The organism is Hyunsoonleella sp. J2K-J805, from assembly GCF_057167125.1.
This window is the reverse complement of record NZ_CM169901.1, coordinates 3,123,735-3,147,859: the sequence shown is the minus strand read 5'-3', so window position 1 is coordinate 3,147,859 and position 24,125 is coordinate 3,123,735. Positions and strand designations below refer to the sequence as shown.

Annotated in this window: 19 protein-coding genes and 1 tRNA gene; 8 read left to right on the top strand and 12 right to left on the bottom strand. The window is 34.8% G+C overall.

Annotated elements, in window-relative coordinates:
- Nucleotides 1–5: 5 nt before the first annotated feature.
- Nucleotides 6–2,141 (bottom strand): carboxy terminal-processing peptidase, encoded by a 2,136-nt coding sequence (locus AC1B0Z_RS13860; RefSeq protein WP_483795315.1) that lies wholly within the window; start codon nt 2,139–2,141, stop codon nt 6–8.
- 175 nt (nt 2,142–2,316) lie between these two features.
- Here AC1B0Z_RS13860 and surE point away from each other — a divergent pair, with 175 nt between their 5' ends.
- From surE to AC1B0Z_RS13835, 5 genes are read left to right on the top strand one after another with little or no spacing between them, the layout of a single operon-like run.
- Complete coding sequence (surE, locus tag AC1B0Z_RS13855; RefSeq protein WP_483795314.1) at nt 2,317–3,087, top strand: 5'/3'-nucleotidase SurE; 771 nt, start codon at nt 2,317–2,319, stop codon at nt 3,085–3,087.
- Between the two features lie 7 nt (nt 3,088–3,094).
- Nucleotides 3,095–3,376 (top strand): hypothetical protein, encoded by a 282-nt coding sequence (locus AC1B0Z_RS13850; protein WP_483792654.1) that lies wholly within the window; start codon nt 3,095–3,097, stop codon nt 3,374–3,376.
- Between the two features lie 11 nt (nt 3,377–3,387).
- On the top strand, nt 3,388–4,500 hold the full coding sequence (lpxB, locus tag AC1B0Z_RS13845; RefSeq protein ID WP_483792652.1) for a lipid-A-disaccharide synthase: 1,113 nt from the start codon (nt 3,388–3,390) through the stop codon (nt 4,498–4,500).
- A gap of 5 nt (nt 4,501–4,505) precedes the next feature.
- Entirely contained in the window at nt 4,506–5,045 is a 540-nt protein-coding gene (locus tag AC1B0Z_RS13840) for a C40 family peptidase (protein ID WP_483792651.1), read from the top strand.
- A 22-nt stretch (nt 5,046–5,067) separates the two neighbouring features.
- Nucleotides 5,068–7,107, top strand: coding sequence for a ComEC/Rec2 family competence protein (locus AC1B0Z_RS13835; RefSeq protein ID WP_483792650.1), 2,040 nt, complete (start codon nt 5,068–5,070; stop codon nt 7,105–7,107).
- Nucleotides 7,108–7,112: 5 nt separating this feature from the next.
- Here AC1B0Z_RS13835 and AC1B0Z_RS13830 read toward each other — a convergent pair whose 3' ends face one another.
- The 4 genes from AC1B0Z_RS13830 to AC1B0Z_RS13815 form a co-directional block, all read right to left on the bottom strand.
- A complete protein-coding gene (locus AC1B0Z_RS13830) occupies nt 7,113–7,661 on the bottom strand; it encodes a thioredoxin family protein (protein ID WP_483792649.1) in 549 nt (182 codons plus the stop codon).
- An 87-nt stretch (nt 7,662–7,748) separates the two neighbouring features.
- Entirely contained in the window at nt 7,749–9,530 is a 1,782-nt protein-coding gene (locus AC1B0Z_RS13825; protein WP_483792648.1) for a peptide MFS transporter, read from the bottom strand.
- A gap of 13 nt (nt 9,531–9,543) precedes the next feature.
- Nucleotides 9,544–11,118, bottom strand: coding sequence for a peptide MFS transporter (locus AC1B0Z_RS13820; protein WP_483792646.1), 1,575 nt, complete (start codon nt 11,116–11,118; stop codon nt 9,544–9,546).
- Between the two features lie 22 nt (nt 11,119–11,140).
- Nucleotides 11,141–13,372, bottom strand: coding sequence for a S9 family peptidase (locus AC1B0Z_RS13815; protein WP_483792645.1), 2,232 nt, complete (start codon nt 13,370–13,372; stop codon nt 11,141–11,143).
- Nucleotides 13,373–13,609: 237 nt separating this feature from the next.
- On the opposite strand from AC1B0Z_RS13815, the gene AC1B0Z_RS13810 reads away from it, so the two are divergent.
- Nucleotides 13,610–14,926: a hydroxymethylglutaryl-CoA reductase, degradative gene (locus AC1B0Z_RS13810; protein WP_483792644.1), complete on the top strand. Its 1,317-nt coding sequence runs from the start codon at nt 13,610–13,612 to the stop codon at nt 14,924–14,926.
- 20 nt (nt 14,927–14,946) lie between these two features.
- Nucleotides 14,947–15,858, top strand: a complete 912-nt coding sequence (locus tag AC1B0Z_RS13805) for a GYDIA family GHMP kinase (protein ID WP_483792643.1) — start codon at nt 14,947–14,949, stop codon at nt 15,856–15,858.
- A 53-nt stretch (nt 15,859–15,911) separates the two neighbouring features.
- On the opposite strand, the gene AC1B0Z_RS13800 is transcribed toward AC1B0Z_RS13805, so the two are convergent.
- The 7 genes from AC1B0Z_RS13800 to AC1B0Z_RS13770 all read right to left on the bottom strand — a co-directional run bounded on the left by AC1B0Z_RS13800 (nt 15,912) and on the right by AC1B0Z_RS13770 (nt 23,869).
- A complete protein-coding gene (locus AC1B0Z_RS13800) occupies nt 15,912–18,041 on the bottom strand; it encodes a peptidylprolyl isomerase (protein ID WP_483792642.1) in 2,130 nt (709 codons plus the stop codon).
- Nucleotides 18,042–18,221: 180 nt separating this feature from the next.
- Entirely contained in the window at nt 18,222–19,511 is a 1,290-nt protein-coding gene (locus AC1B0Z_RS13795) for a hemolysin family protein (RefSeq protein WP_483792641.1), read from the bottom strand.
- Nucleotides 19,512–19,700, bottom strand: coding sequence for a hypothetical protein (locus AC1B0Z_RS13790; RefSeq protein ID WP_483792640.1), 189 nt, complete (start codon nt 19,698–19,700; stop codon nt 19,512–19,514).
- A 71-nt stretch (nt 19,701–19,771) separates the two neighbouring features.
- Nucleotides 19,772–20,320 carry an LPS export ABC transporter periplasmic protein LptC gene (gene lptC, locus AC1B0Z_RS13785; RefSeq protein WP_483792638.1) on the bottom strand — a complete coding sequence of 183 codons (549 nt, stop codon included), beginning with the start codon at nt 20,318–20,320 and terminating at the stop codon, nt 19,772–19,774.
- 94 nt (nt 20,321–20,414) lie between these two features.
- On the bottom strand, nt 20,415–21,806 hold the full coding sequence (locus AC1B0Z_RS13780; protein WP_483792637.1) for a tetratricopeptide repeat protein: 1,392 nt from the start codon (nt 21,804–21,806) through the stop codon (nt 20,415–20,417).
- A gap of 18 nt (nt 21,807–21,824) precedes the next feature.
- A complete protein-coding gene (bamG, locus tag AC1B0Z_RS13775; RefSeq protein ID WP_483792635.1) occupies nt 21,825–23,141 on the bottom strand; it encodes a BamG family beta-barrel-assembly machinery protein in 1,317 nt (438 codons plus the stop codon).
- A complete protein-coding gene (locus AC1B0Z_RS13770) occupies nt 23,141–23,869 on the bottom strand; it encodes a type III pantothenate kinase (RefSeq protein ID WP_483792634.1) in 729 nt (242 codons plus the stop codon). The genes bamG and AC1B0Z_RS13770 overlap by 1 nt, the downstream gene beginning before the upstream one ends.
- Before the next feature lie 147 nt (nt 23,870–24,016).
- Between AC1B0Z_RS13770 and AC1B0Z_RS13765 the strand changes: the two genes are divergently transcribed.
- Nucleotides 24,017–24,089, top strand: a tRNA-Phe gene (locus AC1B0Z_RS13765).
- Nucleotides 24,090–24,125 lie beyond the last annotated feature (36 nt).

Sequence of the window (24,125 nt, the reverse complement as noted above, 5' to 3'; positions counted from 1 at the left end):
AAGGCTTAGTCTTTTACCTTAGCTACTTTTTTAATGCTGTATGCCATTTTTAAATCTTGAAGCACATTTACCGCTTCTTCAACATAAACGTCCTTACTTAAATTCTTGTACCAACGCTCTCTTTTCTCCTTCAAGCTGGTTGTATCACTTTCAAATAATTGCTTTTCAAAACTTGTTGGCAAAAAGGTTAAATTGGTTTTATAATTCGAAATAGCATCAAAACGTTTTGCTTCTTCCTCATTTAATGCAATGTGTTTTTTATAGCTTTCGTAGTTCAAAGAAAATTCTGTTTCATCGATTTGGTTTTTTACCCATTTCGCATTCTCTTCTATAAGTTTTAACTGACTATTATTACTCATACGTTCCTTACTTTTACTAATGGCATTGTCATAATCAAAATAATTGTCCCATGTTTGATAATCGGCAGGATCTATTTCATCATATGGTAAGGGATTATCTTTTTCCTTTTCTCCTACCTCAATAAAACTGAAACGCCCTGGAACTTTTACATCACTTTTCACACCTTCAAGTTGCACAGAACCGCCGTTAATTCTGTAATACTTTTGAGTTGTAAATGCTAGAGCCCCTAAATCTCCACTAGTATTATTTCGAACAGCATTATTTAAGTTGTAAACGTTTTGTACTGTTCCCTTTCCATAAGTCTGTTTGCTGCCAATAACTATAGCACGTTTATAATCTTGCATTGCTGCAGCCATAATCTCAGAAGCAGATGCCGACAATTCATTCACTAAAATCACCAAAGGACCGTCCCATGCAATAGATTCATCTCTATCTCGAAGCACTTCTTTTGGAGCTCCTGTAGATCGTACTTGTACAACCGGGCCTTCTTTTATGAACAATCCTGCCATATCAACAACAGCTGGTAAAGAGCCTCCGCCATTATTTCTTAAATCTAGAATTAAGCCTTCCATTCCTTCAGCTTTTAAACGTTCAATTTCTTTTCTAACGTCAATAGCTGCATTCAAATTTTTATAATCATTAAAATCTACATAAAACTTAGGCAGGTTAATAATGCCATACTTTTTATCGTCTTTCTCAACAAGTGAAGCTTTGGCATAAGTTTCTCCCAATTCCACTACATCTCTTACAATAGTTACATCTTCAATAGTACCATCTACTTTCTTAACGGTTAATGTTACCTTGGTCCCTTTTGGCCCTTTAATATATTTTATCGCATCACTAATACGCATACCAACAATATCAATGCCCACTTCTTCATCTTCCTGCTTCACTTTCAATATCACATCCTCTACCTCAAGCAATTGACTTCTCCACGCTGGACCACCAGAAATAAGCTCTACAATCTTTATGTAATCCATACGCTTTGTTAATCGCGCGCCAATACCTTCTAGTTTCCCAGACATTTGCGTATCAAAATCTTCCTTACCTTTTGGAGCAAGATAGTATGTATGCGGATCAAACTCCTCTACAATGGCATTTACATATGTTGAAAACCAATCTTCGCGAGTTAGATCGTCAATATTGTCATTAAAATAAATATTGATTGATTTTAGAGTAGCTTCTCTTGCTTCCTTCTCGATTTCTGCATCCGTCTTCATGACATATGACGGATCTTTTTCCTTTGCTCGCTTCTCCTGCTGTGTAATATCGTCGTAATTTGAAAGTGTTGAAAACTTTAATTGCTTCCTCCAACGCTCTTTCATTTCCTTTTTGTTTTTTACAAAATCTATATTGTCGTAATTGGTATCAAATGTCTCATCAATTGCATAATCAAAAGGTTGTGACAACACTTCTTTGTAGATAGCCTTTGCCTCATCAATACGATGCATCATACGTGTATGAACCACGTTAAAAAATGTAATATCGAAAGCCTTTAACTGGTCGTCCAATTCAGTCTTATACTTTTGAAAATCCTTGTAATCAGAAGCGTAAAAATAACGCTTTACTGGGTCTATCTGCTCAATGTAGCCATTAAATAATTCTTCCGAGAAATTGTCATTGAGTTTGATTGGGTCAAAATGACCATTCTGCAGTATATAAGTGATTACTTGTAATAATAATTTATCTTTATCAGTGTCATCAAATGTTTTTGAAGTAAAACTGCACGAAGCGAACGCCAAAAGCAACACTAGCAACAGAACCTTATAATTCTTTTTCATCATTTTCATCATATCTTAAATAATAGCTATTTCTTTTAGTTATCAATTTACTAAATTACTGAAAAAACCGTGCCATTGAACGGATGGGCCGCTAATTTTTTGTTAAAGCAAACAAAACAAGAGTTTAGATAAGAAATTATGTATTTTAGCACTACTTAAAAATTAAGACTATTTTATATTGAAAAAGCCTTTGATTTTAGTCACGAATGACGATGGTATTACCGCCCCAGGTATTAGAGCTTTAGTTGATGTTATGTTGCCTATTGGAGATGTAGTAGTTGTAGCACCAGATAGCCCACAAAGTGCCAAAGGACATGCCATCACAGTAGATTCTACTTTATATGTGGAACAGATTGAAGTTTCTGGAGAAACCCACCTAGAGTACACCTGTTCTGGAACGCCAACTGATTGTGTAAAATTAGCAGTTAGGGAAATTCTGGATAGGCGTCCTGATATTTGTGTTTCTGGAATTAATCACGGCTCAAACTCTTCAATTAATGTTATTTATTCTGGCACCATGAGTGCCGCCATTGAAGCGGGAATTGAAGGTATACCAGCCGTTGGGTTTTCACTCTTAAATTATAAATGGAGTGCAAAGTTTGATGCCTGTAAAACATTTGTAAAAACAATTACTGAAAACGTACTGCAACATGGCTTAAAGGAAGGCGTTGTGCTAAATGTGAATATTCCTGATATCCCAGAAGCCGACATAAAAGGTATTAAGGTTTGCCGACAAGCTAGAGCAAACTGGGTTGAAGAGTTTGATAAACGTAAAAATCCACAGGGAAGAGATTACTATTGGCTTACAGGCAAATTTGTAAATTTAGATGGTGGCGAAGATACCGATGAATGGGCATTGGAGAACCATTATGTATCTGTTGTACCCGTACAGTTTGATATGACTGCACATCAGTTTATAAAAAATTTAAATAATTGGAATTTATAAAAACGGAATGAAGAAAGAACTTGGAATAGGCGTTTTAGTTGGTTTAGTCGCTAATGCTTTAGGTTTATTTATTACCGCACAAATTTTGGGTAACGGTGACGACTTTACCTCTGTTATAAAGGCGGCATATACCGAAGGCTTCTTAGGAAAACTTATTAGTTTAGGAGCCGTTTTAAACCTGATTGCCTTTTTTGTTTTTATTAAAAAACGACAAGATTATAGAGCTAGGGGCGTTTTACTCACTACAGTGTTTATTGCTGTTTTTACGTTTGTAATTAAATTATTTTGATTCTCATTTAGATGAAATATTACATTCTTGCAGGAGAAGCATCAGGAGATTTACACGGTTCCAACCTTATCAAGGCATTGCAAAACGTAGATAGTGATGCCGATATTAGATGTTGGGGGGGTGATTTAATGCAAAACGCTGGAGGCGAACTAGTAATGCACTATAAGGAACGTGCCTTTATGGGATTTACTGAGGTATTGTTCAACCTTATAAAAATCTTCAAACTTATCTCTTTCTGCAAAAATGATATCGACAATTTTAAACCAGATGTTATTGTTTTTATCGATAATTCTGGCTTTAATTTACGTATTGCAAAGTGGGCCAAAGCTAAAGGTTATAGAACCAACTATTATATTTCTCCGCAGGTATGGGCTTCAAGAGCAAGCAGGGTAAAAGCCATTAAGCGCGATATTGACAAAATGTTTGTTATTCTGCCATTTGTAAAATCATTTTATAAAAAATATGATTATGACGTTGAATTTGTAGGACATCCGTTAATTGATGCTATAGCCAATAGAACTGCAATTAACGAACATGAATTTAGGGCAGAATACAAGCTCCAAAGCAAACCTATAATCGCCTTACTTCCAGGGAGTAGAAAGCAAGAAATAACTAAAATGCTTGCAGTAATGCTAAGCTTAATTGATGATTTTCCCAATTATCAGTTTGTAATTGGTGGTGCGCCAAGTCAGGATTTTGAGTTTTACCAAACCTTTATAAAAAACAAGAATGTTCATTTTATTCCTAATAAAACTTATGATTTACTGAGCATGTCCTACGCTGCTTTAGTCACTTCTGGTACTGCAACCTTAGAAACCGCATTGTTTAAAGTCCCACAAGTGGTTTGTTATAAAGGTAGCGCTATTTCATATCATATCGCAAAACGCATTATTACTTTGAAATTTATTTCCCTAGTAAATTTAGTGATGGACAAAGAGGTGGTTACCGAATTGATTCAAAGTGATTTTAATAAGAAACGATTAAAATCTGAACTTTCTAAAATTCTTGATGCTGACGCACGACACGACATGTATCTGAATTATTATGAATTGGAAAAAAAATTAGGCGGAAAAGGTGCTAGCGAGAAAACAGCCAAACTGATTTATAAAGATTTGATTTCCTAGTTTTTATGAAAAAGTATATCCTTTATATTTTCTTGTTGGCAGGGTTAGTCAATTGCAAATCATCAAAACGCAACAAGGTAATTACCAAAAAATCTCGTATTGAAACGCAAGACACTAAAGTTGCTTCCAGAACTACATCAAACACAACAGAGTTTATATCAACCTCGACCCAAATTGTAGATTATTCCATGCAATTTTTAGGCACACGCTATAAATGGGGAGGCACTACGAAACGAGGAATGGATTGCTCTGGTTTGGTACATGAATCTTTCAAGGCTCATCAAATATATCTCCCAAGAATTTCTAGGGATATGGCAAAAAAAGGCAATAAGATAAAACTTAAGCAAACTTTAAAAGGAGATTTGCTTTTTTTTAAAACAGGCAAAAGCCGAAGAAATGCCATTAATCACGTAGGTCTAGTAGTAGAAATAAAGGACAACAATATTTATTTTATTCATGCCACAACATCAAAGGGCGTAATTATCTCTTCCATTAACGATAAATATTGGAAATCTGCTTTCGTAGAAGTAAGGCGTGTTTTATAAGTTCTTTATTATCTTGTAACTCATGAAATTACTCAACTTCACTATAATAAAGCTTACCATTTTCTTTATAATTGGTATTTTAATTGGGTATCATTTCTCTATTGAAACTTATACTTCAATCGTTTTAAATATTGTTTCCGTAATAGTTCTCGCTCTTCTTTATGTAGCCCAAAAACGTCTATTTACTAAAAACATCTGGTTTGGCTTGGTTGCGCTCTTATGTATGCTGAATGCAGGCGTACTAACTGTAAACCTTCACAATCAAAAAAGCTTTTCCAATCATTATTCAAATTATATTGTTGAAGACACAACATCGCTTCATACCATAAACTTCAGAATACGAGAAGTTTTAAAACCTGGAAATTATTACGATAAGTATGTAATTGATATTCTTAAGGTTGATGAAAATAAAGCTATTGGAAAATCGCTTTTGAATATTGAAAAAGACAGTACTTTAAATCCTTTAAAAGTTGATGACACCTACATAGTTAGAACGGACTTCAAAAACCTGATAAACCCTTTAAATCCAGGTCAATTCAATTATAAAGCATATCTTAAAAAGAAATACATCTACAATCAATTATTTATTGAGGCCAACACTTTATTAAAACTTGGTAAGAGCCAAACTACCATTTTTGGAATGGCGAATACCTTTAGGTCACATGTAAATTCCAAATTAAAACCCTTCAACTTTAAACCAGATGAATTAGCCATTATCAACGCCCTTTTACTTGGGCAACGCCAAGATATTAGTGAGGAAGTTTATACCAGTTATACCAACGCTGGGGCTATACATATTTTAGCTGTTTCTGGATTACATGTTGGTATCATACTTCTTATTCTAAGTTTTGTTTTAAAGCCTATTGAGAGGCTTAAACACGGTAAACTAATTAAAACTGTTTTACTGGTTTTAATGCTTTGGAGCTTTGCGATTATTGCAGGTTTATCAGCATCTGTTACAAGAGCTGTTACGATGTTTAGCATTGTCGCTATCGGTATGAACCTAAACCGTCCAACAAACATTTACAACACACTTACTATTTCCATACTTTTCATTTTACTTTTTAAACCTTTATTTTTATTCGATGTTGGATTTCAGTTAAGTTACATGGCGGTTTTTGCAATAGTCACAATCGATCCTCTGTTATATAAACTTTGGCAACCAAAAAATTGGGTTTTAGACAAATATTGGCATACGCTTACTATTACCATTGCAGCTCAGTTTGGCATCATTCCAATAAGCCTATATTATTTCCATCAATTTCCGGCACTGTTCTTTATTTCTAATTTGGTCATTATTCCATTTTTAGGTGTAGTTTTAGGGTTAGGACTCTTAGTTATTTTACTAGCTGTTTTAAATGTGCTACCACAACTATTAGCATCAATCTTTGGCACCACCATAAGCCTTATGAACAGTTTTGTGGGTTGGGTATCACATCAAGAAGCATTTTTGTTTAAAGACATTCCTTTTAATTTCCTTCATGTTTTGGTGTTTTACGCACTTATCATTACAAGTTTTAGATGGTTTTTCAGGAGAAATTATTCAAACTTAAAATATGCCTTGATTGCTATTGTTTTAGTACAAAGTGCTTTCATTTACACCAAATACACAAAGCCCAATAACCAATTCATCGTATTTCATAAAAGTAGGAATAGCATTATAGGACAAGTGTTTAACAACCAAATTAACGTATCTCATAATGTTGATAGTATGGCGTTATCAAAATATAAAATTGTACGGGATTTTAAAGTTAAAAAGCATATTGCCCATTCTCTTTTTGATACCATTCCCCCATTTTATATTCTTAATTCAAAAAAAGTTTTGGTTGTGGATAGTTTAGCTACCTATAATACCTTTAAGCTACAACCGGATTATGTGTTGTTGAGGCAATCGCCAAAACTAAACTTAGAACGCCTGATACACACCTTAAAACCTGAAATGGTAATTGCTGACGGTAGCAACTACAAATCTTACATAGAACATTGGGAACGTATATGCCAAAAACAAAACATCCCTTTCCACCAAACAAGTAAAAAGGGAGCATTTGTTATTGATTATTAAAATATCTATCCTTCGAATTCTGCTTTAAAAGCTTTGTAATACGCGTTGAAATCTTCTTGCGTTTTTATGTCTTTATGGTCATCATTTTTAAATAACTTCAAATACAATTCCAGTTGTTTTGGTTGTTGATAACCGCGTATTGGTGCTATGACATCTGCTTTTTCATCAAAAAACACAATAGTGGGATACGCACTTATTTGCAAGTATCTAGCAAGTTCGTGGGCACTGTTTCTGGTTTTTGCTCTGGCTTCGTTATAGCTCGGGTTAGAAAAACTTTTATCTTTGTACTTTACCACTTCATTGCCTTCTCCATTAAATTTTACTGCATAGTAATTTTCGTTTACATATTCTACAACATCGGCATTTTGAAATGTGTTTTTATCTAACATTTTACAAGGGCCACACCATACGGTGTAGACATCCATCATTATTTTTTTTGGAGTTTTTTTTTGAAGTTCAATCGCTTCTTCCAGCGATACCCAATTTATCTCCTGCGCCATTCCCGAAACGGAAGTAAGGAGCGCAATTGCTACTATTAAAACTATTTTTTTCATACTCGATTTGTTGCAAATGATGTGCCGAACTTACAAAAAAAGCACCTAAATGGGTGCTTTTTGAATATTTTTTAACGCTTTTTTCGATTAACGTACACCGTGCATTAGTTTTTTAAGAACCGGATTTAAAACAATTGATAAAAGTCCAACACCTATTGGAATTAAAGTAAATATCAAGAAAAATGTTCCTAAAGAATATTGTTCCGAAATCTTATCAATCATTCCTCCCATAGTACCCGCAGCTTTCTGACCAACCGCAATTGCCAAATACCAAACGCCAAACATAAACCCAATCATTCTGGGTGGTACTAGCTTACTTAAATAAGATAGACCAACTGGAGATAGACACAACTCTCCCATGGTATGAAACAAATAGGCCAGAATTAAAAATATAATACTCACGGAAGCCGTTTTTGCCCCAGAGGGAATATCTGATGCGCCGTAGGAAAGAATAGCAAATCCTAATCCTAATAATATCAATCCAAGTCCATATTTCATAGCCGCACTTGGGTTATACTTGCTTTCCCACCATTTAGAAAATAATGGTGCTAAACTAATAATGAAAAATGAATTTAAGATTCCAAACCAAGTGGCATCGATCTCTAGAGTAGGATTGATAAACTTATCATACAATCTATACATTACCAAGCCCCAAATACCTACGAAAGCTAATGCTAAAATAATGTTAGATAAACCTATCCTTGTGTATGTTTTTTTAAATAATAAAAATAGAACCCAAGTTATAATGATTAAAGGTACTGTTGTTAAAAGTGCATCTACAATTTTAAAAATAGTTGCTGAAGAGCCAATTAATTCTCTATTTGTATAGTCTCTCGCAAATAGTGTCATTGAACCTAATGATTGCTCAAAAAACGCAAAGAAAAACACAGTAAACAAACCAAAAATAGAAACAGCAATAATCCTATCCCTAACCACTGGCAAGTATCTCGCAATCCTTGTAACAAGCAATAATAAAAATAGCACTAGTGCAAGTAGTACAATAAAGTTAGTTCCGCTTAAGCCCAAAACTTCAAAAGGCAAAAGGTTTATATCTTTAATTTTTTCTAACGGATCGTTAAACAAATACAGCAAACCTCCAATAGTAGATAAGGTAATTAAGATTTTATCAAAAAGCGTAAAGGGATTTAGCTTGATACCCGTTGCTGCTTCTTGTTCTTCAGGACTTTCTTCATTTATATTTTGAGGCAACTCTACCTCGTATACCTTAGATGGTTTGGCTCCAATACTTCCAAAAAGTGAACCAGCCAACCAAAATTGAAGCATTCCTAAGAACATAAAAATACCTGCTAGACCAAACCCCCAAGACCATCCAAAATTTTCAGCTAGATACCCGCAAAGCATCATCCCAAAAAATGCACCAGCATTAACACCCATATAGAATATAGTATAAGCCCCGTCTTTTTTAGATTCTTTTCCTTTATACATTTCAGAAATAATTGATGTGATATTGGGCTTAAAAAAACCAGTACCTATTACCAGCAATGCCAGACCCAAATAAAAGGAAAATGTGGTCTCTAGAGCCATAGCTGCATGCCCTAGAGTCATTATTACACAACCAATAACCACTGCCATTCGGTAGCCAGTAATTTTGTCTGCTATCCAACCTCCAATAATTGGTGTTAAGTACAGTAAAGAAGCGTAAGTTCCTATAAGCGATAAAGCATGCTCACGTGGCCAATCCCAACCTGGGTTATCACTTGCAAATGGTGCCGTTAAAAATAGCACTAGTAAAATACGCATGCCATAAAACGAGAAACGTTCCCACATTTCGGTAAAGAACAATACAAAGAGTCCAGCTGGATGGCCAATTACTTTGTCTTTAAAAAGATTTTCAATATCTGTACTCATGATTCGTATGTTTTTAATCGTTGATTTCTGAATCAGCTAACTCAAAACCTTCTGTTTCGTCATTGTGCATCAAACGTTCATTATCTTCAGCACCGTGAGTTAATCGCTTAAGCGGTTTTAAAAGAAGAATGAACAAGCCACCAATAATTACAGTAAAGATTAAAATGCCAAGAAATACAGCATATTCTCCATAATCTGAGGCCGACTCACCAACAATACCAGCCACTTTATTCCCTAAGCCTGTAGAAGCAAAATAAACACCCATCATTAGAGACGCATATTTTACAGGAGCTAGTTTAGTAATAAAAGACAACGCAACTGGAGAAATACATAACTCACCGATGGTATGAAACAAATAGGCTAACACTAACCAAATCATGCTTGATGTTCCAGATTTCTGAAACTCCATAGCCGCAAATACCATAAACAAGAAACCAAAGCCCATAATGATAATACCTAAAGCCATTTTAAATAATGATGATGCCTCTTTTCCTTTTAATTTGCGTTTTGCCCAAATGCTGGCAACTAATGTTGCAAAAAGTATAATAAAACCAGCATTTAAACTTTGAAACATCACTGTTGGTATCTCAAACAATCCAAAAAAGTTTCTGTCAGTGTTACTTTCTGTGTATAAATTCATCAAACCTCCAGCTTGTTCAAAAGCACCCCAAAAAATTATTACCATGATAAATGATAATAATAGTACTAGGAAACGATCTTTGTAGACTTGAGTCTCTAATTCTTTATAAATCATCATTAATAACGCTGCAATAGCAGTAAGAAAAACGAATAACAATCCATATCCCCAGTCCATGAAATACCATCCTACCAACGATGCTGCTAATAACACCCCAGCAATTGATAGTTGCTTTGGAGAGCTAAATAGTTTTGAATATAGCTTGCCATAAGACACCTCATTAACATCATCTGCTTTGGGTGGTTCATAATTACCAACTTGTGTTAGATATTTCTGTCCCACGATATAATTTATCAAACCTAAAACCATTACAATTCCAGCAAGACCGAAACCAGCATGCCAACCCCATTTTGCAACCACAATACCTACAAATATTGTAGCCAAGAGAGAGCCTAAATTAATACCAATATAAAATATACTAAACCCTTTATCTCGTCTTATATCGCCCTCTTTATACAAACCTCCAACCATAGTAGAGATATTAGGCTTCAACAAGCCAACACCTAAAATAACGAGACCTAGACCTGTGTAAAACGCCCAAATATCAGTAAGCACTAGAACGCCGTGTCCTAAACACAAGACTATAGCGCCCCATAGTACCGCTTTTTTCTGGCCGATGAGTTTATCCGCAATCATTCCTCCTGGAATAGACATTACATACACAAGCATGGTATACCAACCATAAAGTGCTAAAGCCTCCTTACTTGTCCAGCCCAAACCAGCTCCTCTGGCATCATCGCCAAGAGTAGAAGTTGTCATATATAAAACTAAAAGCGCTCTCATGCCATAGTATGAAAAACGCTCCCACATTTCCGTTAGGAATAAAATATATAGCCCAATAGGTTGTCCAAATAGCTCTCTTTGGTGTGGCTTTAATGTTGATGTTGCCATAAATTATGTTGATTAGTTAGTATTATCCCTTTATCTGTGATTCCACCTTTTGCGCCTCTTTAGTTTGCTCAATTTTATCTCCCAAGGTTTCGTTGATAAAGCTAGTCATTTTTTTATAGAGATGTTTTCTCGTATTCCCGCCGTAAATACCATGGTTTTTATCCGGGTACATAGCCCAATCAAATTGTTTATCTGCTTGTACCAATGCTTCCACCAATCGCATCGTGTTTTGGGCATGTACATTATCGTCCGCTGTGCCATGAACCAAAAGAAAATCACCTTTTAGTTTATCCACATGGTTTATTGGCGAATTATCATCGTAACCATCAGGGTTGTTTTGCGGTGTTCCTAAATAACGCTCTGTGTAAATGGTATCATAAAAACGCCAGCTTGTAACTGGTGCAACCGCAATTGCCATTTTAAATACATCATTACCTTTAAATAGGCAGTTGCTACTCATAAATCCGCCATAGCTCCAACCCCAAATACCTATTCTAGTTGCATCAATATAGGGCAACTCACCCAACTGTCTAGCTGCTTGAATTTGGTCCTCAACTTCATATTTACCTAAATCATTCTGTGTTACTTTTTTAAAGGCGGCTCCTTTAAACCCTGTTCCTCTGGCATCAATACACACCACAACGTAACCTTCCTGAGCTAACATTTGATACCAATAATCGTTTGTGCTGTTCCAACTATTAGCCACCGATTGCGAACCTGGACCAGAATACTGAGTCATAAAAAGTGGATATGTTTTAGAAGTATCAAAATTTCCAGGTTTTAGCATCCACATATTCAAATCATTTCCATTTACATGTATGGTACTGAACTCCTTTTTTGAAGTTTTAAAATCTGAAAGCTTTTGTGCCAACCTGTCGTTATCCTTTATACTTTTAATAAGATTTCCTGATGAAGCACTATTTAAAGTGTACTCTGGTGGTGTGGTAGCACTTGAAAATGTATTTATAAAATAAGAGAAGTCTGCACTAAAAGACGCACTATTTGTACCATTCGTTTTAGTTAAACGCTGTTTGTTTCTTCCATTTAACTTTACACTGTAGATATCCCGATTAATAGAACCATTCTCTGTTGATTGATAAAAAATAGTCTTACGATCTTCGTCATAGCCATAGTAATTAGTGACTTCCCAATTTCCTTTGGTAACTTGATTGATTAAATCTCCGTCATTATCATAATGGTAAATATGATTGTACCCATCTTTCTCACTTGTCCAAATAAAACTATTATCCTTTAAAAATGTTAAATTATCGGTAACATCAATGTAAGCATTATCCTTTTCAGCTAGTACTATTTCTGAAGTATTGGTTTCTGTATTTATAAACCATAGATCGAGTTCATTTTGTTGACGGTTCATAAATTGCGCACTCAACACATCGGCATCATTCGTCCACTCAATTCTTGGAATATAAAAGTCGATGTATGTTTTATCAACGTTTATATCAGAAAGTTTATCCTTCTCAACATCATATAAATGCAGTGATACCTCCGCGTTCTTTTCTCCTGCTTTTGGGTATTTAAACACCTGCTGTTTTTGGTACAATTCGGTGCCATATATATCCATGGAAAATTCAGGTACATAAGTTTCATCGTAACGAATGAACGCAATTTTATCACTATTCACGTTCCAATCAAAAGCCCGTACTATGGAGAACTCTTCTTCATAAACCCAATCTGCTATGCCGTTTATAATTTTATTCTTTTCGCCATCAAACGTAAACTGAGTAACCTTATTTGAACCTAAATCTTTCACATATAAATTGTTCTCAAAACCAAATGCTATTTTATTGCCATCAGGAGAAAACGTAGGCTCTTGGATTTTATCATTAGAAACCTTGGTTACTTTTTTATCTTCAGTATCATACACGTAATAATATCCTAAAGACGAACGCCTGTAAATGGATTCCTCCTCAGTTACCAACAATACCTTTTGCTCATCGTCACTAAAAGCATAATCAGTAAAATAATTTAACTCTGGAATATCTCTAGAAGACACCAAGGTTTTCACCTTCTGAAGTGTCTTGTAATCGTAAATATCAATGGATGTTGATCGTGTTGCTCTATCGAAGTTTAAGACGGAATAACGCTGTCCGTTTTTCATGGAATGCAGTACATCCATCCTTTCAGTTCTAAAAGCACCATTCCAAATATCGTCTAGGGTAATTTCTTTAGTTTGCGCATTTAGTAAAAGGGAAATGAAAAGGCAAACACAAAGGGAGAATTTTAAAAAGTTCATACGTTCGTCATTATCTTATTTCATAGTTTATCAACTTCCATTTCTATTTATTTCATTGAAATAAAATTACAAATTATAGACATTTTGCCGAAAAAACTAGTTAATTCATAAACCGATTTCAAGTTTACTAAAAATTATGTAATTAACCGAAATTATTAACAGTTAAATCATGCAGTTTGCTTAGTTGTTCAATTTTCTAGCGAAGAGTAGTATCTTTGCACTTTAAAACGCGCTATGATGAGCAAAACGATTTCTGGTTTTTCTAAACTCACAAAATCTGAAAAAATTGATTGGATAGTTGATACGTATTTCCCAAATAGCAGGAATGCCAAGGATATTTTGATGCAATACTGGAATACTGACGTAAAATTGCAGCAATTACATGATGAGTTTATTGAGAACACCATAAGCAACTATTATTTACCACTAGGTGTAGCGCCAAATTTTTTAATCAACGGTAAAACGTATACCATACCCATGGCTATCGAAGAAAGTTCTGTTGTGGCCGCCGCTAGTAAAGCTGCTAAGTTTTGGTTAGATAGAGGTGGGTTTAAGGCTGAAGTGATTTCTACCAAAAAAATAGGACAGGTTCATTTTAAATTCAAAGGAAACGCGAAACATTTAGCGGCTTATTTTGCACATGTAAAACCAAAATTGATTGAAGATGCAAAACACATTACCGTAAACATGGAAAAACGCGGTGGTGGCATTTTAGATATAGAGCTGCGGGATAAAACTGAAGCTATTAAAGACTATTACCAACTGCACGTTTCTTTTGAAACATTGGATGCCATGGGTGCTAATTTCATCAATTCATGTTTAGAACAATTTGCAAAAACGTTTAAAAGTGGTGCTTTGGATTTTGATGGCTTTGCCGAGGATGAAAGGCATATTGATATAGTAATGAGTATTTTATCCAATTATGTCCCTGATTGTATAGTGAGAGCCGAAGTTAGTTGTCCTGTTGAACAATTATCCGAAAACAACGGTGTCTCAGGTGGCGCTTTTGCCAGTAAATTTGTTGAGGCTGTAAAGATTGCTGAAATAGAACCATATCGTGCAGTTACGCATAATAAAGGCATTATGAATGGCATTGATGCTGTAGTTTTAGCAACGGGCAACGATTTTAGAGCTGTGGAAGCTGGTGTACATGCTTATGCTTCTCGAAATGGTTCATATAGTAGTTTATCGCATGCTGAAGTTAAGGATGGGATATTTACATTTTGGATGGAAATACCATTAGCTCTAGGTACCGTTGGTGGACTTACAGGCTTACATCCGTTGGTTAAGTTAGCTTTGGAATTATTAGATAAACCCTCGGCAAAAGAGTTAATGCAAATTGTAGCAGTTGCTGGTTTAGCCCAAAATTTTGCAGCGCTACGCTCTCTTACAACTACTGGTATTCAACAAGGACACATGAAAATGCATCTGATGAATATTTTAAATCAGTTTGGAGCTACCGATTCTGAAAAACAAAACTTAGTTGAGCATTTTAAAACGGAAACTGTAACTCATAATGCTGTAGTGCAAGCTCTGAAAAACTTACGCAATTAATCACGCTCTAATCCATCATATTGAAAACATTTAAAAGTAACGGTAAATTATTAATAACAGGAGAATACGTAGTTCTTGATGGCGCCGTTGCTTTAGCTATTCCTACCAAATATGGACAATCACTTCATGTTGAACCACTTAAATCACAACATATTGATTGGCAGAGTTTTGATCACAAAAAAAATATTTGGTTCGAGGGTAAATTTGGCTTGAATAATTTCGAGATTCTGACTCAACCTCAGAATGACGATACATCAGAAAGACTACAGCAAATATTACAAGCAGCCCGGTCTTTAGATGAAAATTTCCTGTCATCTGAAAATGGCTTCAAGGTTGAAACACATTTAGACTTTCCAAAAAACTGGGGATTAGGCACCTCGTCCACCTTAATAAATAATATGGCACAATGGGCACATGTTGATGCGTTTCAACTATTAGAACACACCTTTGGAGGCAGTGGATATGATATTGCTTGCGCTCAACATGATACACCAATCACCTACCAATTGAACAATAATGAACCTATTGTAACCCAAGTAGGTTTTAATCCGCCATTTAAGGAGCACCTTTACTTTATTTTTCTAAATAAAAAACAAAACAGTAGAGAGGGTATTGCCCATTACAAGGCTTTAAAAGCTGATTTATCACCTATTATTGCAGATATAAACGCCATTACGAAAGCGATAATATTGTGCAAAAACATAAACCAATTTCAGGAGTTGATATTAGCTCATGAAAAGATAATAGCAGCAACAACAAAACAAGAAACGGTACAATCGCGCTATTTTAATGATTTTGATGGTGCCATAAAAAGTCTTGGTGCTTGGGGAGGTGATTTTGTTTTGGCATGTTCTGAAAGCAACCCAACAAATTACTTTTGTAACAAAGGTTTTGATACAGTAATATCTTATACTAATATGATTTTAAACTAAAAAAGTCTCATTTTAAAATGAGACTTTTTTAGTTTAGCTAGTTTTAGTTATATCTATTGTATTTGAAGTTCAGCTCTGTTATCTTCAATTTCAGCAGCCTCTTTTAGTGCATTATACAATTTCGAGTTTACAACACTAGACTTTTGGGTTTCCACTCTATTTGCAAACGACTGGTAATTCTCCAATACCACTGCTGGTGTTTTTTTAGTGACTTGTACCATATACACACCTCTTTCGCCTGAAATTAGTTTTGAAGTTTCTCCTTCTTCTAGAGCAAATGCAGCACCAACGACCATTGGTTCTCTACCTGCACCAGAAATGGTAGGGTTCTTCATATTCACCGCTAGAGCTGTTCTAACAGTTGTGTTTTCAGCAGCAGCAACATCCTCTAAAGTAGTTGCCGTAACGCGTTCTTTAATCATTTCAGCCTTACGTTCTTTTCTTATCTTAGGCAATACTGTAGCCGACGCATCTTCTACAGCCATTAAACCTTCTTCGTGTTTTGCAACCAGTTGCGCAACTACATATCCTCCTGAAATTGTAAAACGTTTTATATCGCCTACCTCCGCCTCATCTTCAAACGTCCAACGCACTATAGGTCTTTGGTTACCAATACCAGGAATGCTCTCATCAAGTGCTTTTACACCATTTACCGGACGAACCGCATAATTGTTTGCTTTTGCTACTTCTTCAAAATCACCTTCTTTTGCTTTAATCTCAAAATTTGAAGCATCTCTAAAAACAGCGTTTATGGTTTCTTCAGAAGGTTCTATCTTTCTTGCGATTGTACCCACTTTAACTGCTTTCTTTTTGTCTTTTAATCCTTCAATTTCTACAATATGAAATCCAAAAATGGTTTTTACAATATCAATATCTCCAACGCGCCCATTGAATTCAAAATCATTAAACTCTGGAACCATAGTACCGTAAGCATGCCAATCGTATCGTCCTTCATTGGCTACACTTCCCTGATCTGATGAAAATTCTGTAACAAACTCTGGAAATTTAGATCTATTTCTTTTTAGAATTGTTAAAAGACTGTCTGCAGTGACTTTTGCTTCCTCTTCTGTTTGTGTTGCAGTTCCACCAGAGCTTTGAGAGCCTATAAAAGGAATTAAAATATGTCTCACTTTTGCAGAATCTGGAATATTTTTAGTCTCAATAAGCTTTGTTAGCTTAAAAGAATCTCCATCTCTATATGGCCCATAAACCTCTCCTTTATTTAAATTATAAATGCTATCAGCAACTTGAGCAGGTAAACCTGATTTAAAAACGAAGCGATCTTCAAACTTCACGTCCGACTCCGCTGTTAAATTGATGTATTCTTCATGATTCTCTATAGTTGAAAAAGCATCTATAGGATCAGTTCTTCCATCTTTGTCTTTTATTCTTCCCGTTTTAAAAACCTTGAGGTCATTCTTTATAGCATTTTCATCAGCTACAGTTGCAGTTTCTTTAAATTCAACAAATTTAATATCACTAGAAGCTTTAACTTCATACTCACTTTTATGGTCTTTAATATATGCTTGTATGTCTGATTTAGTAACCGAAATAGTACTATCGGCAATTTTAGTGTAAGGTATTTGCACAAACTTAATGTCTACCTTATTTCCTTCTAGCTGATGCTCCAACTCTCCTTCTGCAAGTGTACCCACTAAACCTGCCTTAACTAGATTAAAATAGTTTTGCTGTAATGCATTTGCAGCAACATTTTGTTCGTAGTTTATCCAGCTTTGGTATTGTTCTTCTGAAGTGTTTTTTAAGTTAGCAATGTACTCATTCAGTTTACCTTCATCAAATATCCCAGCTTCGTTTGAGAATTGAGGATTACCAGCCAAGGCTGTTTTTAATAAATCTCTCATTTGGTCTTTCTCAATTGAAATTCCTAATTTTTCATATTGAGCAGACAAGACAGCTTCTCTTACCTCTTGATCCCACACACGGTTCATCACCTGTGTACTTGTGGCATTTGGCCCCATTTGACGCTGCATGATTTCCACTTTTTTCAAGAAGTCCTCACGGTTGATATCCTTACCATTAATCGTGGCCACGGTATTTTGTGACCTTGCTGAAAGTGCATCGCTATTTCTAAACAAATCTGCTAATACAAAGGAAAATAATGCCAATGCAATAATTAATATCAAAAATAATGAGCGCTGTCTAATTTTATTTAAAACTGCCATGTGCTTTGTAAATTTTAAGTCGTTGAGCTATTTGTTATCAATTCTTCAACTAATGCTTCAATATCAAATTTTAATATTGTTGTTTGAAAAAATATCGTGCGCGAAAATACCATTTTATATCAAATAATAAAAGGAGAAACAGGCAATTATTGCTAGTTGAACCTTTGAAGGGTAAAACATCTAATCTTCGCTTATAAGTTTAACCTCTACTAAATCAATTTTAGTATTGGAAACTTCTAAAATTGTGAATTCGAAAGCATCTATGGCAATAACTTCATCCTTTTGGGGAATTTCTTCGGTATGATTTACGATTAACCCTCCTAAGGTTTCATAGTTTTCATCTTCTGGAAGATTAATTTTATAGGTTTCATTAATGTAATCTACCTCCATTCTTGCTGAAAACTGGTAGGTTTCGTCGTCTATTTGTTGTTCTTTTAACACAACTGTATCATGTTCATCCTCTATTTCACCAAATAGTTCTTCAACAATATCTTCCACTGTCATTATCCCAGAGGTGCCTCCATACTCATCTAAAACCACAGCAATACTTTTTCTTTTTTTCGTTAAAATATTTAATACATCGCTCACCAAAACGGTTCCTGGTACAAACTCTACAGGTAAAAGAATAGATTTGATGGTCTTTGGTTTTTTAAACAGCTCAAAGGAATGTACATATCCTAAAATATCATCTATTGAGTCTTTATACACCAATATTTTGGAGCAGCCAGTTTCAGTAAACAAACTATTTAGCGATTTTACGGTGTCATTGATTTCAACCGCTATGATTTCTGTTCTGGGAACCATGACTTCCCTAGCTTTTACCTCTGAAAACTCCAATGCATTCTGAAAGATTTGAATCTCTGAATCTATCTCATCATGTGCTTCAACAGATTCCATTTGTTCGCTAATATAGTTCCCAAGTTCAACCTTCGAAAATGCCATTTGAATGTTATCGCCCTCGGTTTTAAAAAAATACTTTAAAACCAAATCTGATATCCAGATTACAAAATCTGATATCCAAGTAAATAGCACATAAAAGATGTAGGCTGGAACTGCCAAAACTTTTACAAGTGTGTTGGCGTAAATCTGAAAGAACACTTTTGGCAAAAATTCTGCTGTGATTAAAATAACAAACGTAGAAATAACGGTTTGTGTTAATAAGCTTAAGTCAGTCAACAAATAGTTAACAAAGGTATTACTAGTGGGTAATACCGTTTGAAACCAGTTTACCAAAACATCGCCCATAAAAAATCCATAAATCACCAGTGCAATATTGTTTCCAATAAGCATCGTGGTAATAAATTTTGATGGTTTTGCTGTTAATCGTCTTAAAACAGTAGCAAGAATGCCTTCCTGCTTTTTCTCAATTTCAATATGAATTTTGTTAGAGGACACATAGGCAATCTCCATCCCAGAAAAGAATGCAGAAAGAATTAAAGACAATACAATTATAACAACGTAAAGCGTCATTTATTGGTCTCTATTTTCAAATTTTTTCATAAACTTTCTTCTGAAGAAGAACATGAAAATTGCTGTAATCCCCAATAATATGGAAGGGTAAGCAATTTCCCCATTCGCAGAATATTTTGAAATTGCATCATAAATAAATAATGCTGCAAAGACTAAGTAAACAAATTGAAAAAACTTAGCGTATTTCATATACTTTTAATAATTATACCGCAAAGATACTTAAATTGAAGGTTTTAATGGTATAGATGAAGACTCAAATATTATTCATCAACAGTAATAAGACCGGTAATTTCTAAAACCTCAGCATTTGTGAATTTAGAATTAGAATCAAAGCCATTACCGTTTATGATATCTTGCCCAGTTCTGAATGTTACTGGTTTATTTGTAAACAGCCACTCTTTTTCCTGGTCGTAGTACAATTGCTCTGCGAAAAGGGTATCATTACTGTGGGTAGTAATCTTTACATTACCTTGCAAGTCAATTATATTGGTTTTATTGTAAATAATGGCATAATCTGAAATTACTACGCTTTTTTTACCGTCCTCAAAAAGCTCTAAGTTAACACCATCTGTAAATTCGTTGTAAGCAAATTTCATGTTGCTATAGTCATACATTTTAGGACTTTTTAATATAGCCTTAACCTTTCCAGAATCTGTGTATTTTAAATTGATATTTTCAGCTACACCGATGGGCTCGTTATCTGAAACACCAATATTCTGAACATCCTTAAGATTGTTTGTGCATGACGTGAGCATTACTAAGAAAAGCCCAATTGCGAATATTTGCTGATATGAATTACATCTGATCATTAAGAAGAAATAAAACTTATCTTATAAAAAAACATAGTCATAACTAACGCTATGACTATGTTTGATATATAATATTTTAATATGCTATTTTGCATTAAATACTTGGCACTGTTACTGAACCTCCAATCCAGCAACCAATTTGAATTACTTGACCGCTATTACCCTCGGTAAAGATCTCTGCTTTTTGAGGTGCCTTAGCTTCGTAATTTGCAGCACTTTGTGCGGCAGCTTTTTTTAATGTAGGATCTACACGGGATGCTTTTCTTGCTTCTTGTGCTGCAAACCAATATACAGCTCTTTTATTAAAGTTAGTAGTACCACAATCCTTAGCACTTGCGGCGTACATGGATGCTATTGATAGGTGCGGACGTCCATTTGACGGGTTAAGGTTTAAAGCATTTCTAAAATAACCTCTAGCTTGTCCGTATCGTCCTTTCTTCTTTAGAATCAAACCAATTCTATTGGCTAATTTAGATTTTTTGAATGTATCAGACTCTAAATCGTAAGCCTCTTTCAAATAGCTTTCTGCTTCTGAAGTTTTTCCATTTTTAAGTAAAATAGTAGCCACAAAATACTTGGTATCTGCAGAAGGGGCGGTAGCATCGTATGCTTTCACCAACTTCTCATATAGCGGATCATCAGTACATTCTTTGCTATACATTCTACTTACCGCACGTCTTAACCAAATTGCATCGTTAGTATGGGCGTCAAAGTCTTTATTATAAAGCGGAATTAAGTTAGCGCAGTTTGCACGGTCTCCCAATTGCGTATCCACACTTCCTGATATTTGATCAAACGCATTTAAAACTTGACTATAGTACTTTTGATATTTTTTATCCTTAGAAGTAAGTGGTGTTCCTGCCTCTTCCTTTTGTGCTAGCTTATTCAACTTTTCAGAAGCTATCTGTACTTCTTCTTCAATTTTTTCAACTACATCATCATATTTATTAAATAAGTCTTTTGCTGGTTTTTTACCTGCATCATACAGCTTTACCATTAAATAAAAATAGGTGTATAAACTTTTTGGGTTATCAAATGATTTTTTATCTGCTGTGTAAGCGGCGTCAAAACATTCATACAGTTCTGCGTCGCTTTTTCCTAAAGCCGATTTGTTATCAAACATCAGCTGGCACGCCTTTGCTGCGTATTCTCCTTGTGGTGTTTTAGATGCAAAATGAGTTCTTCTATCTTCCCACAACTTCATTAAATCATTTAAAAAACCTACTTTTTCATCACCAGAGGTCTTATCTATTTTATAATCTAAAATCTTCTCTCCGTAGACATATATTGCACGGTTAAATTTGGGATTACTTGCCCATAGCTCCGTAAAAGGTTGGTACGCCGCCTCATAATTCTTGGCCTTGGCATATTCTGTCATAATTGACAATTTAGCCATATTCTCTTCTTGAGTTTGCGCATTCAATCCTCCTACTCCTATTATTAAGAAAGCAAATAAAGAAGTTAATAATGTGATTTTTGTTTTCATGATAATCGTGTTACTCTGTTAATCATATTTTCGTTTTTGAAACCATCTATCGTTCAAAGATAAACTAATCTGAAAATTTATAAAGTTCTCTTCTATTAAATTGTTATTGGTAGTACCTCTCCGGCCAACTTCAAATCCAATGTTTGCATTAGAACCAAAATCTCCAACTGGTAAACCTACTCCAAAAGATATGCCAAACTCTTTAATTTGTTCTTTATTGCCAGAATTAAAGATAACCAAACCTGTATCCTCTAGCCTAAAACCAGCTCTGTAAACCAATCTTTTAAAATAACCTGAAAACGCATTATACTCTGGTATATAAAACCCCCCAACAGAGTAGCGATAGCCATCGTCATAAACTGTTGCTCCAGAAGTATAGAACGGGTTGTTAAAGTTACTTAATTGTTGCGATTCATACTCAGCTCCTACAAACCATTTTCTTGGGGCTCCAATTCCTGCTCCAATCGAAAATTTTGAAGGTAAAACCAACTCTGTTTCTAATAATCCCAATGGTTCCAAATCTAACTCAATTTGGTTTGTTATTACTTCTTGTCCTGAGTTCCCAACGTTAACCGTAGAAATTAACCTTCTATTCTTAGATGTAATATTACTTTCAGGCGTAAATGTAAAAGCAGTTGTTAGCTCTAAAGATTCATTCAATTTTGCCTTGTAATACATTCCAAAATCAACATTTAATCCACTTAAATCTGAGCGGTTATTTTCTCTAGATTGTGCAAATAATGGCACGCCATCGTTATCAAAACGAAACTGTATAGCACTATTTTGAATGTTTCCAAAATTATATTGGGCATTAACACCAATACTTAAATTGTCTAAAATACTATATCCAAAACCTAAAAATGCTTTATTTAAACCTCCTTCACCGTCAAACCTAGTAGTTGTGCGCCCCTCTTCATTCTGTGTATCCAGCTTATAGCCAACTGCAGTGTAAGGCATAAGACCCAATCCTAAACCAAATTTGCCTATAGGTAGATTTAATGCAAAATAATCAAATGTTGTTGAAGATACATTTGCGGTACCAGAATCACTTTTTAAACCTGTGCTAGAGTAACTTCCTCCAACTGCGTATTTAACTGGCCTACTTTCATTATTAAACATTAATAAATTAGGACCCGTAAATGTAGCTGGATTTCGAAGGTTCATATGAATACTGTCTGCATATACACTAATACCTCCCATACTTCTGTTTTCAACAGTACCTTTAAATTTTAGGCTTCCTATTCCATAAAACGAATAGGGCGATGCTGTACCCTCTTGAGCATAGGACGAGAAAGTAAAAATAGCAACAAAAACTATTAAAAGTTTTTTTATCATTAGTGTGAATTAAATTCTAGAATATAATTTAAACCTTCCAAGAGAAAATTCGAGGTGGCAAATATGCTACTTTTTAATTGTTCTGACAAGAAATTAGTATCTCCGCCTGTTAAAATAACTGTTAAATCTGAAAATTTTTCTTTATAGTTACCGATAACCCCATCTATTTCATTTACAACACCGTTAACAACTCCTGAATGTATTGAGTTATTAGTTGATGTACCTATTAAGCTATCTGGAATTTCAGTTTCTAACAACGGTAAATTTGCCGTTAAATCATGCAACCCTTTATAGCGCATTCTTATTCCAGGGGAAATAGCACCGCCGAGGTACTCATTTTCGTTAGTTATAAAATCATACGTAATACAAGTGCCTGCATCAATAATCAACACATTGTTATCTGTATAATGGTACACCGAAGCGCTAACTAAAGCAATCCTATCAATACCTAAAGTTTCTGGGGTATCATAACTGTTTTTAAAAGGGACTTTTGTTTTATGACTAAGTTCTAAAAGATTAAAACCCTTTTTAATAGCTTTTGTCTGGTTCTTTTTTAGTTTTCCTACGGACGAAACAATCCCTTTTTCTAGCCTTGGGTATCTCGACTTTAATTCATTTACCTCGTCAACAACAGCTGATAACTTTATTGTTTTTTTAAAAACAAGTTCATGCCTTTCAAAACCAGCCAGTTTCACATAAGTATTTCCTACATCTATAATTAAATTCATCCCGTATGAAAAACGTAAAACTACGAAACCACATTTACTTAAATCTTAAAAAATCTATAATTATTAGGATAAAAAATAGCTTACTTTTTATTATTTTTATTTTGGTGAATAATAAAAATGCATATATATTTGCAACCGCTTTGGCGAGGTACCTTAGCTCAGTTGGTAGAGCAAAGGACTGAAAATCCTTGTGTCCCTGGTTCGATTCCTGGAGGTACCACAGTAAAATCCCGAAACTTTCATGTTTGCGGGATTT

Bases quoted from the DNA above. Each gene is read 5' to 3' on its own strand.
- AC1B0Z_RS13860 (WP_483795315.1), bottom strand. From the start codon at position 2,141: ATGAAAAAGAATTATAAGGTTCTGTTGCTAGTGTTGCTTTTGGCGTTC.
- AC1B0Z_RS13850 (WP_483792654.1), top strand. From the start codon at position 3,095: ATGAAGAAAGAACTTGGAATAGGCGTTTTAGTTGGTTTAGTCGCTAAT.
- lpxB (WP_483792652.1), top strand. From the start codon at position 3,388: ATGAAATATTACATTCTTGCAGGAGAAGCATCAGGAGATTTACACGGT.
- AC1B0Z_RS13840 (WP_483792651.1), top strand. From the start codon at position 4,506: ATGAAAAAGTATATCCTTTATATTTTCTTGTTGGCAGGGTTAGTCAAT.
- AC1B0Z_RS13835 (WP_483792650.1), top strand. From the start codon at position 5,068: ATGAAATTACTCAACTTCACTATAATAAAGCTTACCATTTTCTTTATA.
- AC1B0Z_RS13830 (WP_483792649.1), bottom strand. From the start codon at position 7,661: ATGAAAAAAATAGTTTTAATAGTAGCAATTGCGCTCCTTACTTCCGTT.
- AC1B0Z_RS13825 (WP_483792648.1), bottom strand. From the start codon at position 9,530: ATGAGTACAGATATTGAAAATCTTTTTAAAGACAAAGTAATTGGCCAT.
- AC1B0Z_RS13820 (WP_483792646.1), bottom strand. From the start codon at position 11,118: ATGGCAACATCAACATTAAAGCCACACCAAAGAGAGCTATTTGGACAA.
- AC1B0Z_RS13815 (WP_483792645.1), bottom strand. From the start codon at position 13,372: ATGAACTTTTTAAAATTCTCCCTTTGTGTTTGCCTTTTCATTTCCCTT.
- AC1B0Z_RS13810 (WP_483792644.1), top strand. From the start codon at position 13,610: ATGAGCAAAACGATTTCTGGTTTTTCTAAACTCACAAAATCTGAAAAA.
- AC1B0Z_RS13800 (WP_483792642.1), bottom strand. From the start codon at position 18,041: ATGGCAGTTTTAAATAAAATTAGACAGCGCTCATTATTTTTGATATTA.
- AC1B0Z_RS13795 (WP_483792641.1), bottom strand. From the start codon at position 19,511: ATGACGCTTTACGTTGTTATAATTGTATTGTCTTTAATTCTTTCTGCA.
- AC1B0Z_RS13790 (WP_483792640.1), bottom strand. From the start codon at position 19,700: ATGAAATACGCTAAGTTTTTTCAATTTGTTTACTTAGTCTTTGCAGCA.
- lptC (WP_483792638.1), bottom strand. From the start codon at position 20,320: ATGATCAGATGTAATTCATATCAGCAAATATTCGCAATTGGGCTTTTC.
- AC1B0Z_RS13780 (WP_483792637.1), bottom strand. From the start codon at position 21,806: ATGAAAACAAAAATCACATTATTAACTTCTTTATTTGCTTTCTTAATA.
- bamG (WP_483792635.1), bottom strand. From the start codon at position 23,141: ATGATAAAAAAACTTTTAATAGTTTTTGTTGCTATTTTTACTTTCTCG.
- AC1B0Z_RS13770 (WP_483792634.1), bottom strand. From the start codon at position 23,869: ATGAATTTAATTATAGATGTAGGAAATACTTATGTGAAACTGGCTGGT.